The following is a 14548-nucleotide window of genomic DNA, read 5'->3' on the forward strand; positions in this document are numbered from 1 at the left end:
TATGGCAATTATTGCTGATAAGCAGTACAGTTTAATTGATTATGCAAAACAGTTTGACCCCTCCGGCCAAGAATTAGCCATTGCCGAGGTGTTAAGCAAATCTAACGATATTATTGGTGATGCGTTGGTGGTGGAAAGTTCATTAGACAGCGGACACGAATATGCGGTTAGAACCGGTATCCCGGAAGGTACTTGGCGCCGCGCTTACCAAGGCATTGAACCCGCCAAGGCAACTACCAAAGTAGTGGTGGAATCGTACGGCACTTTGTCTGCCTATTCTGTGGTGGATAAACTGGTGGCTGAGAAAGGAGGAAATGTAGAAGGTGTACGCACCGGGCAGTCCCGCGCGATTATTGCCGGGATGTCCAACACGATGGCCGCTAATTTGATTTACGGCAATGCCGGAAAGAACCCGGAACGCTTTACGGGTTTAGCCGCGCGCTATTGTGAACTTTCCGGGGCGGAAAGTTCCCGCAATGTGATTAATGCCTGCGGTCAAAAGGAAGGTAAAAACTCCTCCATCTATTTAGTGGTATGGGATACGGATAAGATTTTTACTTTCTTCCCCAAGGGTTCCAAGGCGGGCATTCAGCGCTTGGACCACGGTCTTGTCAACCATATTGACGCAAACGGCAACGAATACCCTGCTTACAAGGAATATTTTGAGTGGAAGTTAGGTCTTGCGGTGCAGGATTGGCGCTTTGCGGGCCGTATTTGTAATATTGATGTAACAAATGTACCGGCGGACCTGATTGACCAAATGTGCGAATTGGAAGAGCGTATTCAGAGCCTTTCTATGGGTAAGCCCGTTTGGTATATGAACCGTACGGTAAAAGCGGCTTTGCGTAAATTAACCAGTAACCGTACCAATGTGCAATATACGCCGGACCAGGTAACATCACGCCCGCTGATGACGTTTAACGAAATTCCGGTACATATCTGCGATGCTATCACAGATACCGAAACCTTGGTGAAATAGGAGAAATATATGTTATTAGACCAAAGTGCTATTTTATCGGATAAGCAGGTGCTGAAAACTACGGCATCTTCCGCTAATACATTGGATTTGACTGCCGCCGGAAATGCTGTTCCGGGAAGTCTGTATGTAGTGGCCCGATTGGACGAAAGTTTAAAGGGGGCTACCGGGCTGACGGTCGCCCTGCAAACAGCGGATACGGCTGACTTTTCCAATGCCAAAGAATTGGTAAGCGTGGCCTGTAATGCGGGCCGTTTGGCGGACGCGGGCGAATTGTTTAGCGTGCCGTTTCCGTTGGGAGCCAAGCGTTATGTGCGCGCCTATTATACCGTGGCGGGTGCTCCGACGTCGGGCAAAGTGTCCTGCTTTGTTACGGATGCAATAGATATGAAATAACGGCGTATATGACCCGGGCTGTACTTTTATCGGCCCGGGTACTTTTGAAAAGGGAAAAGACGGAGGTTTTGAGCGGTTTTGTTTTTAGTGTTATTGGGGCAGAACAGGCGAGGCGAAAGCGAGGCACAAAATATGGCCCCGGAAAGTGAACAAAATAGAGCCGTCACTTGGCGGACTACGGATTTTCAAAACGCTGAGTCCGGTAATCAACCTGTGCGGCAAATGTTAAAAAATGATGCGCTGCCGGTTTGAGATGACTGCCGGATCACAACTTTTTGATACGAACCTTTGGCTTTTGATAAGGTTATCCAATAAAAATACCTTTTAGGGGGTATCTCTATGCCACAATGTGTAAAAACGCTTAAAATAGGCTCTGTTTTGCTTAAAACAGGGGTTTTTAAAGTCAAAAAAGCAGCCAATTCTTCAAAAGCGAAAAAAATTTTATTGTTTGCCGGAACTTGTAAAAAACTTTTAAATTATTTGTTCGGCATCTTATCGGTTCCCGCCTATTATTTTTCCTCATTATCTTATTAGCAGAACGACTGACGGCTTTTACTCCTTGGTTACCAATCTTTTCTCTGCCACGGCGCATAGAAGGGGTTATGGGTGTTAAAAAATAAGTACACATCTGCCAATTATCTGGCTTGTGGATAAAATATAATTATAAAACATTATTAAAAATGCCCCTTTGCGCCAAACATCAGCACTAAAAACTATATAAAATTTTTAATCTAAACTTTGTTAAATGCAATATTTGTAAAATAATACATAAAAATAAAAACACTTAAAATATAAGTATTTTTAAATTTACATATAATTTTATAAATATATATTACATCAAAAATATCCAAATATTAGATATTTTTTATTTTAAAATTATACTTGAAAATAAAATACATTATTATTTAAGTAAAAGTAAATTTACATATTAATTAATGTTTCTGTTACTCATCAGCCTGATGTCTATTTTTTGCAAAAAAAAGGTCTGATTTGGTTTTTTAAAAATAGTATTAAAATAAAAAATACTTAAAAAATAATAAAAAACAAAATAGGAGTTAAAAATGATATCAAAAATTACCATTTGTAATTTGGCTTTGGCCCAGTTGGGGCAGGCTCCGATATCCTCTTTAACGCAAGAGGACGAAAAGGCGCGCCGCTTAAATCTGTTCTATGAGCCTGTGCGTGATGAGGTTTTGCGCAGCCATAATTGGGGCTTTGCCACAGCGGAGGAGCCTCTTGCCTTGGTGGAAAAGCAGGAAAACCGCTTTTTATATAAATATCCGCAGGAAGCCCTGTTCATCCGCCGGGTATATCAGGAGCCTTACAGACACACTCCTTTCCGGGAACTGTTCCACCCCAAATACCGTATTCGCGTGGTGGAATCAGACTGCCCTCAGGCCCGGGCCGAATATACCCGCCGCGTAGAGGACGAAACCCAGTTTGATGCCGCCTTTGTCAAATCTTTTTCACTTGCATTGGCAGCGGATTTGGCGGTATCTCTTACCGGGGATAATGCTTTGGCGGCGCAAATATTGCAAAAATATACGTTAAGTTTGGACGAGGCTCGCCGCAGCAATATGACTGAAAATTTCGCCCAAAGCGGGCAGACGGATGCATTTACGGAGGTGCGCTAATGGGCGTGCATTGTTTGCAGGCTTCTTTTTCCGGCGGAGAGGTCAGCCCCTCCGTGCAGGCGCGTATAGACAGCCCGGCCTATTCTTCCTGGCTCAAAACGGCCCGTAATTTTTTTGTTCATCCGCAGGGCGGGGCGTCTAACCGCACGGGCACTGTATTTATGGGACAGGCCAAATACGCGGATAAACCTTGCCGCGTAATTCCCTTTGTGTTGGGGGAAAATGAATCTTATGTATTGGAATTGGGGGAAAAATACCTGCGTATTTACACCCCCGGAGGGCAACTTTTAACCGCAGACGGTACTCCGTACGAACTTGCTACGCCTTATTTAGCAGGCGAGGTTGCGCAGGTAAACTATGCCCAGTATGACCAAACGCTTTTTTTGGTCCACTCCAATTATCCGCCCAAACAACTGACCCGCTTAACGGACGGGACCTTTGAATTGAAAGAAGTTCCTCTTAAATACGGGCCGTTTATGCTGTCCAATACAGACGAGTCAAAAAAACTCCGCCTCATCCCATATAACGAAGCCGCTTCGTCTGACGGGGTAAAAGCAACACTCACTTTTCAGCCGATTATTTATCCCAATTTGGCGGTGCTGGGGTATTTTAATAATGTGTGGTTTTATTCGGGCAAAGATTACGGGCTTGATATTGCGGCGTTGGTATCGGCGTTTAATCAGGAGTTTGGCGCGCAGGGCTTTTCGGCCGTCAATTTGGGCGGTATTATAAAAATAGAATCACCCCAAGCCACGGGGGGAGCGTGCAACGGCCTGCAACTGGTTTTAGAATACCGCAACAGTTTCACTCGCCCGGCGGTGCTGACGGTGGCGCAAACCTTGTCCGGCGGAGCCAATAAAGGGGAATTAATACCGTCAGGAGAAAATAAATTTTTACTGGAAAGTGATTTTGACTTTTTCCAACCCGGACACACAGGCGGAAAATTCGCGCTGACGCACGCGGTGGAAAGCCAGTATTTAACAGGTACTTTGGGGTATCAAAGCGTTTCCAAAACGCTAAAAAGCGGGGGAAGTTGGCAACTGCGCACCAGTGGTGTATGGACCGGGCAACTGGTGCTTGAAAAATCTGCTGATGGGGGTAAAACCTGGAAGAAGGTAAAATATTTTTCCCGTGCGGACGGAGAGGAAAATTTTAATGCACTTGGGCATTTGGAAGATACTGCCGATATGTACTATTTGCGGGTCAGTTCCGGCACCCTCAGCGGCGAGGCCGGCTTTGAATTGCAGGCGGATGCTTTTATTCAAGAGGGTATAGTAACGGTGGAAGGGTATCTTAATGCCCGTCAGGCAGTCGTCCGTACGGAACGGCAGGTGGCTTTTGCCGATTGGACGGACGATTGGGCCGAAGGTTCGTTCAGCCCTCTTTCGGGTTATCCCGCGTGTGTGTTCTTTTATCAGGACCGTTTGGGTTTAGCCGGAACCAGGCGGGAAGCGCAGACGGTTTGGTTTTCCAAAACGGGTGCACATTGTGATTTTGGGCACTCCCGGGATAACTTGGCGGCCAACGATTCTATCAGCGTGAACTTATCGGGCAAAAAGTTAAATGCCATACACGGCGTGGTTGTTTGCGGGCGGGTGCTGCTCTTTACTGCTGGGGGAGAGTGGACGTTATCTTCCTCCGGCGCGCTTACGCCTACCAATATTCAAGTTGCCCAGCAGGGGGAACGCGGGGCGAGCCGAACGGCCCCGATTTTGGTAGGAAATAGGGCGTTATTTGTGCAGGCGCGCGGCGGATGCGTACGGGATTTGTTTTATGATTACAACACAGCCGCATATATCGGCAACGATTTAACGCTGCTTGCCAAGCACTTGTTTTTTAACCGAGAGGTTGCCGAACTGTGTTACCAGCAAGAGCCGGATAATTTGGTTTGGTGCGTGCTGGATGACGGCACGGCACTGACCTTAACTTATCTGCCGGAGCAAAATTTGTGCGCGTGGACCCGCCACGATACGCAGGGGCTTTTTAAAAGCGTGTGCTGTGTGCCTAACCGGGGATATGACGAAGTGTGGTTTGTCGTAGCGCGTTCCAACGGCTATTTTGTGGAGCGGTTATCCAGGCGCCTGGGCAGTAAAGAACCACAAGACCAGGTGTTTTTAGATGCGTCCGTTTCGCTCAAAAGTGAAACACCGTTTACGCGCTTGGGCGGTTTATCCCATTTGGAAGGGCTTTGCGTGGGGGTTTTGGCTGACGGCAATGTATTATCCCCACAGGTTGTTAAAAACGGAGAAATTACATTACCCCGCGCGGTTACTTGCGTTCACGCCGGGTTACTTTTTACGGCGGAATTGGCCACCTTGCCGCCTGCCTTGGCATATGCTGACGGTACGGCGGCGGATAGAAAAAAGCGTTTTAGCGGAGTGAGCGTTAAACTGTTGGATAGCCGCGGCGGGCAAATCGGTACGGACGAAACACACCTGACGGAACTTCTCCAACGCACAGACGAGCCTTTTAATGCGCCAATCGCGCTAAAAACGGGGGATTATGTGATGAGCCTTTCCGGCTCGCACATGCTTTCGCCGTCGGTTATTTTCCGCCAGACGGACCCCTTGCCGGTTACGCTTCTGTCGCTCATTACGCGCTAATAATGAAAAGGGGGCTTTTGCCCTTAAAGCAAAAGCCCCGTTCAAAAGTGCTTGGTTTTATTTGGTTAAGCGGAAACTTTTTACTATACTTTTGGCAAGTGACTGGTTTGTATCGTTATCCGTCTGGTCCACCGTTCCGGCTATTACATAATAGACTTGGTGGTTGTCCGCCGGCACGACGCTAAGCCAAAACGGCAAGGCATTGCCTTGGTTGGAATAGGCAGTACCCGAAACCAGCAACGCTTCCCGCCCGTTAATTACGGTCTTTTCCGAGGAGTGAATTTCCAGTTGGCGGCGGCGCAGAAGGTCGCCCTGTACCTCGTCAAAATCATCAAACGGATTTTCGTCCACATCTCTTTGGCGTACGATACCCGCATAGGTAACCGACTGAAAGGTTTTTCCGGCGGCATCTTTTTTAAAAGCATTGGTATCAATGCCTACGGTCAAATCAATTTCGCCAAAGTGCATCCAGTCGGAAAACGTCATCCCGTCATATACGGTCAATTCCGTGCCATATTCGGGCGAATTAAAAGCCTTTTCGCCATACACGGGTTCCGGCGTTTGCGCGGCGGCAATAATGGGATTAAACGGTTTGATGATTTTTTTCACACCGTAGTAGGCGGACAAAGCCGTAACCGTGCCCAAAAGTACCGTAGCCACACCCGCCAAAATAAGCGGCCATTTGTTGCTGCTTTTCTTTAAAATCATCCAAATAATTTTAAAGAGTAGGAAGAACACCGCATACACGGCCGTAATTCCCAGTAAAAACAAAATAACCAATATTGTCATATATTACTCCTTTGATAAGTTTTTTACAGTATATCTTTTTATGAGAAAAAATAACATTATTTTTCGTTCTTTTTTGCCGCAGGATGCGGCGGCGTTAGCATATACCTTGCGCGCGGAGGACCGGCGCGAACTGGCCGCGTCCCACCCCGGACAAGAGCCGGCCTCTTTAATAGCCGCCTTTGCGCGGGATTCTCGGTGCGCGTTTAGCCTTTTGTATTGCGGAAAAGTAGCGGCGGTATGCGGGGTTGTTGCCCCTTGTTTGATGGGCACTCGGGCGCAGGTGTGGCTTTTAACGGGGGAAGAGGTGGAAAAAATCCCAAAGAGTTTTTTTCGCATAATGCGCGGGCTTGTGCGGTATTTTTTAGAAATCTATCCGGAACTGTTTGTATTTACTGATAGCCGCTACAAACGCGCCTTGCGCTTTGCCAAACACTTGGGGGCTAGTTCCGCAGGGAGTCTGTCCGTAGGAAAAAATATTTCTTTTTTAGAGTTTATTTTTAGGAGGAATAACAATGGGAGGAGTCATTAAACAGGCGGGGTCTGTTGTATCGTCCGCCATATCCGTGTTCGGAAACCGTAAGGCCGAAAAGGATTATTATAAAGCCTTGGCACGAGATGCCAACAGGCAGGCAGAATATGTGGCCGCCGCCGGAAAGCGGCAAGCGGAGTATTTATTTAAATCGGCCGCCGAGCGAAGCCGGGAACAGTACGAAAATTACCGCCAAACGCTGGGCAGCCAGCAAGCGGCCTTGGCTTTTTCGGGGTTAAATACCTCATCTGCTACCGTACAAACTTTACTTAAAAACAGCCGCTTAAATGCGTTAATGGATGAACAAATATTAAATACGTCGCTGACGGATTCTTTGCGAGAAAATGAAATAGAAACCAACGAAAAAATCCGCAGTTTAACCGAAACCGCCAACCAATACAAGCGCGCCGCCAAACGCTCTGGCGCGTGGTGGAAATGGAGCAAAGATTTGCTCTCTATTTTTAATTAGGAGTTTTTATATTATGCCAACTATTCCCATTTACACACGCGGGGAACACTATACCGCGCCGCGTGTTTCCAAAAACGCCCCGGCGCCTGTCCGCTTGAAAGAATCTTATCAAAACACCTTGCAAGCGGCGGGCGAATTGGGGCAAGCGGCAGTTCGTTTATTGCCCGCCAAACAAGAGGAGAAAATGGAAAATTCGGGTGAAATTAAAACCCGCCAAGCCCTGCTTGCGGCGGCCTCCAACGGGGTGCAAGCCCTGGATAAAGCGGCCGGTCAAGTGCAAGGCGCCAACTCTCCCGCGGCGGCGGATTGGGTAATGTTGCGTGCTTCCGCACTCTTTGGGGAAAACCGGGCGAAATGCCGGCAGATAGATGAAACCCTCGCGCAAGAAAAAAATATTGTGGCAGAGGTCGCTTCGTCGGCTTTGTCGGCCAATGCCTTGGCCTTGTATTTAAATGAACAACTGCCGGGGTATGAAAGCCGTCTGATAGCCGCCGGAATTTCTGCCAAAAATGCCAAACAGGAAAGCGGACAAGTGCGCCGTTTGGCCGCACAAGGATGTATTAAAAGGGCCGTTTCTGCCCAAAATTATCAAATGGCGCAGTCCGTATATCAAAAATTTTCCGGGTGCTTTTCATTGGCAGAAAAAGAAAACCTTACCGGCCTTATTGGGGCGGCGCAGGCAGGCGGAAAAGCGCAAATATACTGGGATAAATCGCTTGCGGAAACGGACGGCTCCACGGAAGCGCGTTTAAAATGGGCGCAGGCGCAAACCGCAGATAAGGCGGTTTTGGAACATCTCTCCACATTGGGCGCACAGGCCAAACGGGAGGAATTTTCCAAACAGGCACAGGAATATACCCGCTTGGCTTCGGCGTTGTCTGCGGAGGATGCCCGCCAGAGGTTGGCCTTGTCCTCCCTTGATGCGGTCGGGGTAACGGCCCGAGCGGTTTCCCGGCTTGGCGCGCCTGCTCCGCACACTTCGGCAGAAACGTTTAACCGCTTATATTTTGGCGGTACGGAAAAGGATAATCAGCGGGCTTTTGAAAAGGGGGAAATATCGGCGCAGGAATTTTTGGTTTTGTCTGCGGCCCGCTCCTTCCGCCAAGCCGGCGAGGAAGATAAAACAGGCGCGTTTTTGTGTTCCGGGATAGATGCCTGGGCGCAAAAAAAGGGTCTTTCATCTGCCGCACAGAACGAAATAAAGCGCGCGGTGCTGTGTTCGTCCGCAGACCCGCAGGAACGCTTAAACGCTTTAAAACAAATCAAAACATATTTAGATTTATAGGAGAAAAATATGACCATTTCTACCCAAGTTACCAAACGCATTTATACCGGAAACGGCGAAAATACCAAATGGGATGTAGATTTTCCGCTTTTGTCGGCAGACCATTTGCAAGTGTTTTTAACCTCGCCCCAAGGAGTGCAAACCTGCCTGACGGAGCATTTCCGCTTAGACCTAAACACCCATACTTTTATTTACCCGACGGAAGAAAGCGGTCTTATGCCCTTGCCTGCGGGGTGGGCGATTACACTTTTGCGCCATACACCGCCTACGCAAGAAGTAAATTTGCTTCGCCAAGGGGAATTAGATGCGGAAGTGTTAGAACAAGCCTACGATAAACTCACCCTGCTTGTACAGGAGTTGGGGGAAGAAACAGCGCGCAGTATAAAATATCCCGCCTCGGTGGATATTCCCTCTCCGCACGCCGAAGATTTACTCACCCGTGTACTGACGGCGGCGGACGGGGCGCAAACGGCGGCTAGTCAGGCGGAACAGTCCGCCAAAGCGGCTCTGCTAAATTCCCGGCAAGCGCAAGCATTGGCCGCCCAGGCGGTGGCAGATATTTCCGCACGGAAACAACAAGCAGAGGAGTCTCTTTGCGCTACCCAGCAAAATCTATCTGCCGCGTTAACCAAGCAAGGGGAAAGTATTACCGCGTCCGCACAGACCGCAGTCGAGTTGGCCGCTTCCTATGCCGCCCAGGCAAAGGCATATGCTTTGCGTACGTTGGGTAAAAGTTTGGGGGAGGTGTATTGGAGCCAAAGCAAAACGGCGGCGGATAATCCCGGTGCTTTGCCGCTGTGGACGGGGGAATATATTGCCAACGCGGGCACTTTATATCCCGATTTTTACGCGTGGGTAAAAAGCCACCCCGAATTGTGCAAAACCAAAGCCCAATACGACGAAGCCCTGTCCGCTTACGACGAGTGCCCCTATTATGTGGCGGACGAGGTGGCAGGCTCTCTGCGCTTGCCGAAACTCGTAAATTACATTAAAAGCGCGGACGAAACGAACGGCATCACCCAACGCAAGGCGGGGCTTCCCACCGTTAAAGCGATTAGTAATACAGCCGCGGGAAATATTCCGGATTTAGCCTCTTTGCCGCCCTATGCTAAACCCGTGCAAAACACACAGGGCTATGCGTTAATGACAGGCGCGTCTATTACGGGGGCCGCCAATTTGGTGTATGTGGAAAATGATGCTTCTTTGAACAGTTCCGTTTATGGCGCAAGCGAGACCGTAACGCCCGCCCATACCACGCTTTACCCGTGGGTCTGCGCGTATTATTTAAATGCCGAACCGGCCGATACCTTGCAAATGCAGGAACAGGCCACGGGGCTTACGCGCGCTGTGCGTGAGGTGGTTTTGTCCGAAAATTCTACCGCCAGCGAACACGTTAAACGCCAGGCGCGTCAGTTGGAAAATTTAGCCGCCGCACGCAGGAGTGAATAATGAGCAAAGTCAAAGATTGGCTGTATGCGGGGGGAGTGATATTCGCCATAGGGTTTTGGTTTTTTACGCTCTATGGGTTGCCGCCGCGCGTAGATAATTTGGAAAAGAAAGTATCCGCGCACGAGGAACGCTTGGCACGTTCGGATGTGAAACTGGATATGATTGCGGATGATGTAAAAAGCATTAAGGTTATTTTGCTTAATGCGGCAAAAAATTAAAAAGGAGAAATAAAAAAATGACACAACTTATTAATTGGTGTACCCAACATTGGCAAGATGTATTGGCTATTATCGGCGGCGTAGTCAGCGTGGCAACGATTATCGTTAAACTTACTCCCACGCAAAAGGATGATGCGGTACTGGGCAAGATTATTGCCGTTTTGTCTGCCTTGTCGCTCGTCAATACGGACGGCTCTTTTGTAGGAGGCAAAAAATGATGTACGCCTTAATCGGCGGACTGATGGCTATGGCGGCGGGGATACTGTGCGTATTATCCGCCGCTGTGGGCCGCGCCAAAGAACGCTTGCGCACGGCACAACAGGAGCAAAAAGAAAATGAAAAAATGGATAAAATATTGGCGCAGGTGGATGCTGTGCCTGATGAGCATTTGCTTGGCGTCTTGCGCGGGGAGCGCAAATATCCGCGCAAGCGCACCCGTTTGCCGCGTGCGTTTTGATGTGCACGATGAGGGACTTGCACATTTGAGTCCGCATAACTTGCGCACTATCCTCGCCTTTGAAACTGCCTGTACGCTGCGCGCGGCAGATTTACCGCGCTCAAATGACTAGTGGAGCCACACTGTTTCCGTAAAGTCGCGCTCTTGCGAAACGCACCCTAGCGGGCGGCAACTCTATGCGCTAGGTAGCGATTAATTGGGCGACACTATTTTTGTAGTGTCGCTCTCTTATGAAACAGCACCTTGCAGGTGGCAACTCAATGCGCTAGGTAGCGATTAACTGGGCCACATTGTGTTTGTGATGTTGCACACATACAAAACAAAGTTGTACCTATATAAAAAAACCCGGGGGCGGTAAAAGCCTCCGGGGGTTTTTTAGCAAAAAGCCAAATTAGAATTTGCCGTTTACCGGGTTGCCGTTCGTAATAGCGTTGCAATATTGCCCGGCTTTGGTGTTGTCGCCTAATTGGGTGGGCTTTTCGGCGCTGTCGCTGGCCGCACCGCAATAGCGGTAGGTTTGGATGACGCTTCCGTTATCCACCATTACCGTTTTTAATTGGTAAACGTCTTTGGACGTGTTGCGGGTGGCGTTAATGACAAATTTTGTAGAATCAGCCAATGGCATCATTGTAATTTTATAGTTTTTTCCACCGTAATCGGAGCCGTTCTGCGGAATTTCCACGTCCAGCACCGCAAAGTTGTTGGCACTCGGCCAGGCATCCTTTTGGAAGCGGTAGCGTTCCACCGCATCGCGCGTGGCACTCATCAGTGTGAGGGCTTCGGCGGCGCGGGATTTTTCCACAGCCGTGGTGTATTGGGGCAGTGCAATGGCGGACAATACGCCGATAATCAGCACTACTACCAACAGTTCAATAAGCGTAAAACCAGAGTTGTTACCAGTCATTTTCTATCTCCCTAAATTAAAATAAAAAAGCACTTACACCATAGTATAGCAAAAAACGCCCGGATTGCAATATGCAAGAAAAACCGCCGGAGAGTAAAAAAACCGGCGGATAAATATTAGCCCAGGGCGGCCAGTTTGGTAAACAGGTCCTTTTGCTCCTTGCTCAGCGTGCGCGGCACGTCAATCGTCAGGGTTACATATAGGCTTCCCTTGGCGCTTAACCCTTTGCCGCTTAATTTCAGTTTCTTGCCGTTGTGTGTGCCGGCGGGAACTTTTACTTTGACGGGGCCGTCTAAGGTTGGCACAAAAATCGTGCCGCCCAAGGCCGCCGTCCACGGCATAAGGGTAACAGGCACATAGAGGTCCTCCCCTTCCAAGCGGTACATAGCGTGCGGGCGGATTTTAACCACCAAATATAAGTCGCCGTTGCCGCGCTGGGTCGGGTTGCCCATCCCTTTTAGTTTGATTTTTTTGCCTTCGCTCACGCCTGCGGGGAGTTTGACGGTAACCGTACGCCCGTTGGGGAGCGTCATCTGCATATTGCCACCGCGGTGGGCATCTTCCAAATTGAGCGCGAGTTCCGCTTCCACATCGCCCTCCGCCTGGCCCGAAGCCGCACTGCGGCCGAAATTCTTGCCAAAGCCGGAGAAACCTCCGCCCATACCGCCAAAAATACTTTGGAAGAAATCGCTGAAATCTCCTCCGCCAAAGGCCTGTGCCCCGCCTGTGCCGCCAAAGCCGGAAAATCCGCCGGTGTTCCCGCCGTAGGAATATTGTTGGTACTGTTGGTACGGATTACTTCCGGCAGACGAGCGCGCGCGGGAAGATGCTCCGCCGCGGGCATAGTCCTGATAGCCTTGTTCGCCCACTTGGTCGTAGATGGTGCGTTTTTGCTTGTCGGACAAGACGGTATAAGCCTCGTTTAAATCTTTAAATTTTTCTGTCCATTTGGCTTTTTCCGCTTCCGGGTGCATATCCGGGTGATACTTGCGGGCCATTGTTTTAAACGCTTTTTTTATATCAGCGTCCGAGGCGGTTTTACTCACGCCTAAAATTTTGTAATAATCTTTGTATTCTGCCATAATTCACACCTTCTAACTATCATTTTATATAATTTTTCTATATATTCAATATGCTATTACTAACTAAAAGCGCGAATAAAACGCCCCTAAGGCTGATATTAACAACGGAAGCCTTTTCGTCATTGACCAACGAGTTTATGCAAATTTTGCTTCCGTGGTATGTTTTGTTGTCCACCGGCAGTATTTTGTGGACGGGTGTTGTGGGGTTTTGTGCGCTGCTGCCGAATATTTTTTCCTCCCTGTTTGGCGCGCCTATTATTGATAGGTTGGGCCGTTCCAAAACAATGCTCTCGTGCGAGGTTATCCAACTTTTGCTCTTGGGTGCAATTCCTGTTCTTATTTTGACAGGCAAAGATTTGCCGTGGCTTATCGGCTTGCTTATTTTTTTAAGTTCGTTTTTTGATGCGCCCGGGCAACTGGCGCGGACGGCTCTGTCGCCTACGTTTTCGCGCTATGCCGAGGTTCCGCTTGCCAAAACTTCCGGCATCATAGAAGCCTTTGACGGCATTATGGCGGTGGCCGGGCCGCTGCTTGCCGGGGCGGTGATTGCTTGCTGCGGCCTTTTGTATGCGTGGGAACTGTGCGTATTCTTTTGCCTTATCATTGTCGTTTTGTGCATTGTTGTTTTTAGCAACCGCCGGCCCAGGCAGTTGCGTCCGTTGGCCGGATATCGCGAGGTGATATCCCATTTAAAAACGGACCGTATGCTCTGGGAACCCATTTTGTTTACTTTGCCGACTTTTATTTTAGGACAGTCGTGGGAACTTATTTTGCTTCCGTCTTATATATATGAATATGGGTTCAACTCCGTTTATTTGGGCTTTTTGGGGGCGGCCTTTGGTTTTGGAGCCTTTGCGGGTGCGTTATTTTTTGCCGGCGCGGCTAAGAGATTTTCCTTCTTTACGCTTCTTTCGTGTAATTATCTAGGCTACTTGCTTTCAATTTTGGTATTATATTTCAAGTTGCCTACTTATGTCGTCTTGGCGGCGACGGTTTTTAGCGGTGTGCCGTTTGGTGCGTTCGGGGCGATGATTAGCAGCATTATTTTGATGCGTACGCCTGTGCCGCTTCGCAGTAAAACCTTGGGCCTTTATGCGACGGCTACCTATACGATTGAAAGCGTTTGCGTGCTGGGATTGGCTGGTTGCATTAGTTTTGCGGGCCTGCAAAACACGTTGCTTTTTGTAAGCGCGGTATTTATGGGGCTTACTTTTTTGAGCGTGTGTGCCAGAAAAAGAGAAGATTTTTGGCAGGTTTTATCGTCGGAGAAAAAAAATGGTTTACAAAACAAAAAGGATTTACTATAATAATTATGTAGCAAGAATAAGCAGTTTAAAAAATAGATTTTTCCCCGATAGCTCAATGGTGGAGCGACCGGCTGTTAACCGGTAGGTTGTAGGTTCGAGCCCTACTCGGGGAGCCATTTAAAAGCCACGCGAAAGCGTGGTTTTTTGTGCCCTGCGTGCGGCAGATTTGCCGCGTTCTGTTGATTAATTAAGCCACATTGTTTGAGTAATGTTGCTAACATACGAAGTGGCAAGCCGAGAGCAGGCAAACTGCTTTGCCTGCGATAGGGCGAGAAAGGCGGAGCGATGTTTTTGTTTATCAAAAAAGATATATTTTGATAGAATTAAAGTATATTTTGCAAATGGCATTTATTATATGGCTAGACAAATAAACTCTACTAAAAAGAATGGCAGAATTTTTACTCCTGAATTTATTGTGTCCAATATTTTAGATTTTGTTGGATACAGAGG

Annotated in this window: 16 protein-coding genes and 1 tRNA gene; 14 read left to right on the forward strand and 3 right to left on the reverse strand. The window is 48.5% G+C overall.

Annotated features, from left to right (window positions below):
• Position 1 precedes the first annotated feature (1 nt).
• The 4 genes from ACQY2K_RS07105 (at position 2) to ACQY2K_RS07120 (ending at position 5609) form a co-directional block, all read left to right on the forward strand.
• The gene (locus ACQY2K_RS07105) at positions 2–979 is read left to right on the forward strand and encodes a major capsid protein (RefSeq protein WP_428041280.1); all 978 of its coding nucleotides are present in this window, start codon (positions 2–4) and stop codon (positions 977–979) included.
• Positions 980–988: 9 nt separating this feature from the next.
• Positions 989–1372 carry a Bbp16 family capsid cement protein gene (locus ACQY2K_RS07110; protein WP_428041281.1) on the forward strand — a complete coding sequence of 128 codons (384 nt, stop codon included), beginning with the start codon at positions 989–991 and terminating at the stop codon, positions 1370–1372.
• 1061 nt (positions 1373–2433) lie between these two features.
• The gene (locus ACQY2K_RS07115) at positions 2434–3006 is read left to right on the forward strand and encodes a hypothetical protein (RefSeq protein ID WP_428041282.1); all 573 of its coding nucleotides are present in this window, start codon (positions 2434–2436) and stop codon (positions 3004–3006) included.
• Entirely contained in the window at positions 3006–5609 is a 2604-nt protein-coding gene (locus ACQY2K_RS07120) for a hypothetical protein (RefSeq protein WP_428041283.1), read from the forward strand. The genes ACQY2K_RS07115 and ACQY2K_RS07120 overlap by 1 nt, the downstream gene beginning before the upstream one ends.
• Before the next feature lie 57 nt (positions 5610–5666).
• Here the strand turns inward: ACQY2K_RS07120 and ACQY2K_RS07125 are convergent, their stop codons facing one another.
• Positions 5667–6398 carry a hypothetical protein gene (locus ACQY2K_RS07125; protein ID WP_428041284.1) on the reverse strand — a complete coding sequence of 244 codons (732 nt, stop codon included), beginning with the start codon at positions 6396–6398 and terminating at the stop codon, positions 5667–5669.
• A gap of 40 nt (positions 6399–6438) precedes the next feature.
• Between ACQY2K_RS07125 and ACQY2K_RS07130 the strand changes: the two genes are divergently transcribed.
• The 7 genes from ACQY2K_RS07130 to ACQY2K_RS07160 are packed head-to-tail and all read left to right on the forward strand — an operon-like array spanning position 6439 to position 10805.
• Positions 6439–6927 carry a hypothetical protein gene (locus ACQY2K_RS07130; protein WP_428041285.1) on the forward strand — a complete coding sequence of 163 codons (489 nt, stop codon included), beginning with the start codon at positions 6439–6441 and terminating at the stop codon, positions 6925–6927.
• On the forward strand, positions 6911–7396 hold the full coding sequence (locus ACQY2K_RS07135; RefSeq protein WP_428041286.1) for a hypothetical protein: 486 nt from the start codon (positions 6911–6913) through the stop codon (positions 7394–7396). Before ACQY2K_RS07130 ends, ACQY2K_RS07135 begins: the two co-directional genes overlap by 17 nt.
• Positions 7397–7409: 13 nt before the next feature.
• The gene (locus ACQY2K_RS07140) at positions 7410–8681 is read left to right on the forward strand and encodes a hypothetical protein (protein ID WP_428041287.1); all 1272 of its coding nucleotides are present in this window, start codon (positions 7410–7412) and stop codon (positions 8679–8681) included.
• Positions 8682–8690: 9 nt separating this feature from the next.
• Entirely contained in the window at positions 8691–10130 is a 1440-nt protein-coding gene (locus tag ACQY2K_RS07145; RefSeq protein WP_428041288.1) for a hypothetical protein, read from the forward strand.
• Positions 10130–10348, forward strand: coding sequence for a hypothetical protein (locus tag ACQY2K_RS07150; protein ID WP_177745907.1), 219 nt, complete (start codon positions 10130–10132; stop codon positions 10346–10348). The genes ACQY2K_RS07145 and ACQY2K_RS07150 overlap by 1 nt, the downstream gene beginning before the upstream one ends.
• Positions 10349–10365: 17 nt before the next feature.
• Positions 10366–10566 (forward strand): hypothetical protein, encoded by a 201-nt coding sequence (locus tag ACQY2K_RS07155; RefSeq protein WP_428041289.1) that lies wholly within the window; start codon positions 10366–10368, stop codon positions 10564–10566.
• Positions 10563–10805, forward strand: a complete 243-nt coding sequence (locus tag ACQY2K_RS07160) for a hypothetical protein (RefSeq protein ID WP_428041290.1) — start codon at positions 10563–10565, stop codon at positions 10803–10805. Before ACQY2K_RS07155 ends, ACQY2K_RS07160 begins: the two co-directional genes overlap by 4 nt.
• A 391-nt stretch (positions 10806–11196) precedes the next feature.
• On the opposite strand, the gene ACQY2K_RS07165 is transcribed toward ACQY2K_RS07160, so the two are convergent.
• Complete coding sequence (locus ACQY2K_RS07165; RefSeq protein WP_428041291.1) at positions 11197–11709, reverse strand: type IV pilin protein; 513 nt, start codon at positions 11707–11709, stop codon at positions 11197–11199.
• 116 nt (positions 11710–11825) lie between these two features.
• Entirely contained in the window at positions 11826–12791 is a 966-nt protein-coding gene (locus ACQY2K_RS07170) for a DnaJ C-terminal domain-containing protein (RefSeq protein ID WP_428038343.1), read from the reverse strand.
• 50 nt (positions 12792–12841) lie between these two features.
• Here ACQY2K_RS07170 and ACQY2K_RS07175 point away from each other — a divergent pair, with 50 nt between their 5' ends.
• The 3 genes from ACQY2K_RS07175 to ACQY2K_RS07185 all read left to right on the forward strand — a co-directional run.
• The gene (locus tag ACQY2K_RS07175) at positions 12842–14098 is read left to right on the forward strand and encodes an MFS transporter (RefSeq protein ID WP_428041292.1); all 1257 of its coding nucleotides are present in this window, start codon (positions 12842–12844) and stop codon (positions 14096–14098) included.
• Between the two features lie 41 nt (positions 14099–14139).
• Positions 14140–14214: transfer RNA gene (locus ACQY2K_RS07180), tRNA-Asn, on the forward strand.
• A gap of 92 nt (positions 14215–14306) precedes the next feature.
• Positions 14307–14548, forward strand: a 242-nt coding sequence (locus ACQY2K_RS07185) for a hypothetical protein (RefSeq protein WP_428041293.1), incomplete at its 3' end; no start/stop codon positions are given.

The organism is Candidatus Avelusimicrobium fimicolum (assembly GCF_021632165.1).
Classification (GTDB): Bacteria; Elusimicrobiota; Elusimicrobia; order Elusimicrobiales; family Elusimicrobiaceae; genus Avelusimicrobium; species Avelusimicrobium fimicola.

Coding starts and splice junctions, on each gene's coding strand:
- ACQY2K_RS07105 (WP_428041280.1), top strand. CDS start 2: ATGGCAATTATTGCTGATAAGCAGTACAGTTTAATTGATTATGCAAAA.
- ACQY2K_RS07110 (WP_428041281.1), top strand. CDS start 989: ATGTTATTAGACCAAAGTGCTATTTTATCGGATAAGCAGGTGCTGAAA.
- ACQY2K_RS07115 (WP_428041282.1), top strand. CDS start 2,434: ATGATATCAAAAATTACCATTTGTAATTTGGCTTTGGCCCAGTTGGGG.
- ACQY2K_RS07120 (WP_428041283.1), top strand. CDS start 3,006: ATGGGCGTGCATTGTTTGCAGGCTTCTTTTTCCGGCGGAGAGGTCAGC.
- ACQY2K_RS07125 (WP_428041284.1), bottom strand. CDS start 6,398: ATGACAATATTGGTTATTTTGTTTTTACTGGGAATTACGGCCGTGTAT.
- ACQY2K_RS07130 (WP_428041285.1), top strand. CDS start 6,439: ATGAGAAAAAATAACATTATTTTTCGTTCTTTTTTGCCGCAGGATGCG.
- ACQY2K_RS07135 (WP_428041286.1), top strand. CDS start 6,911: ATGGGAGGAGTCATTAAACAGGCGGGGTCTGTTGTATCGTCCGCCATA.
- ACQY2K_RS07140 (WP_428041287.1), top strand. CDS start 7,410: ATGCCAACTATTCCCATTTACACACGCGGGGAACACTATACCGCGCCG.
- ACQY2K_RS07145 (WP_428041288.1), top strand. CDS start 8,691: ATGACCATTTCTACCCAAGTTACCAAACGCATTTATACCGGAAACGGC.
- ACQY2K_RS07150 (WP_177745907.1), top strand. CDS start 10,130: ATGAGCAAAGTCAAAGATTGGCTGTATGCGGGGGGAGTGATATTCGCC.
- ACQY2K_RS07155 (WP_428041289.1), top strand. CDS start 10,366: ATGACACAACTTATTAATTGGTGTACCCAACATTGGCAAGATGTATTG.
- ACQY2K_RS07160 (WP_428041290.1), top strand. CDS start 10,563: ATGATGTACGCCTTAATCGGCGGACTGATGGCTATGGCGGCGGGGATA.
- ACQY2K_RS07165 (WP_428041291.1), bottom strand. CDS start 11,709: ATGACTGGTAACAACTCTGGTTTTACGCTTATTGAACTGTTGGTAGTA.
- ACQY2K_RS07170 (WP_428038343.1), bottom strand. CDS start 12,791: ATGGCAGAATACAAAGATTATTACAAAATTTTAGGCGTGAGTAAAACC.
- ACQY2K_RS07175 (WP_428041292.1), top strand. CDS start 12,842: ATGCTATTACTAACTAAAAGCGCGAATAAAACGCCCCTAAGGCTGATA.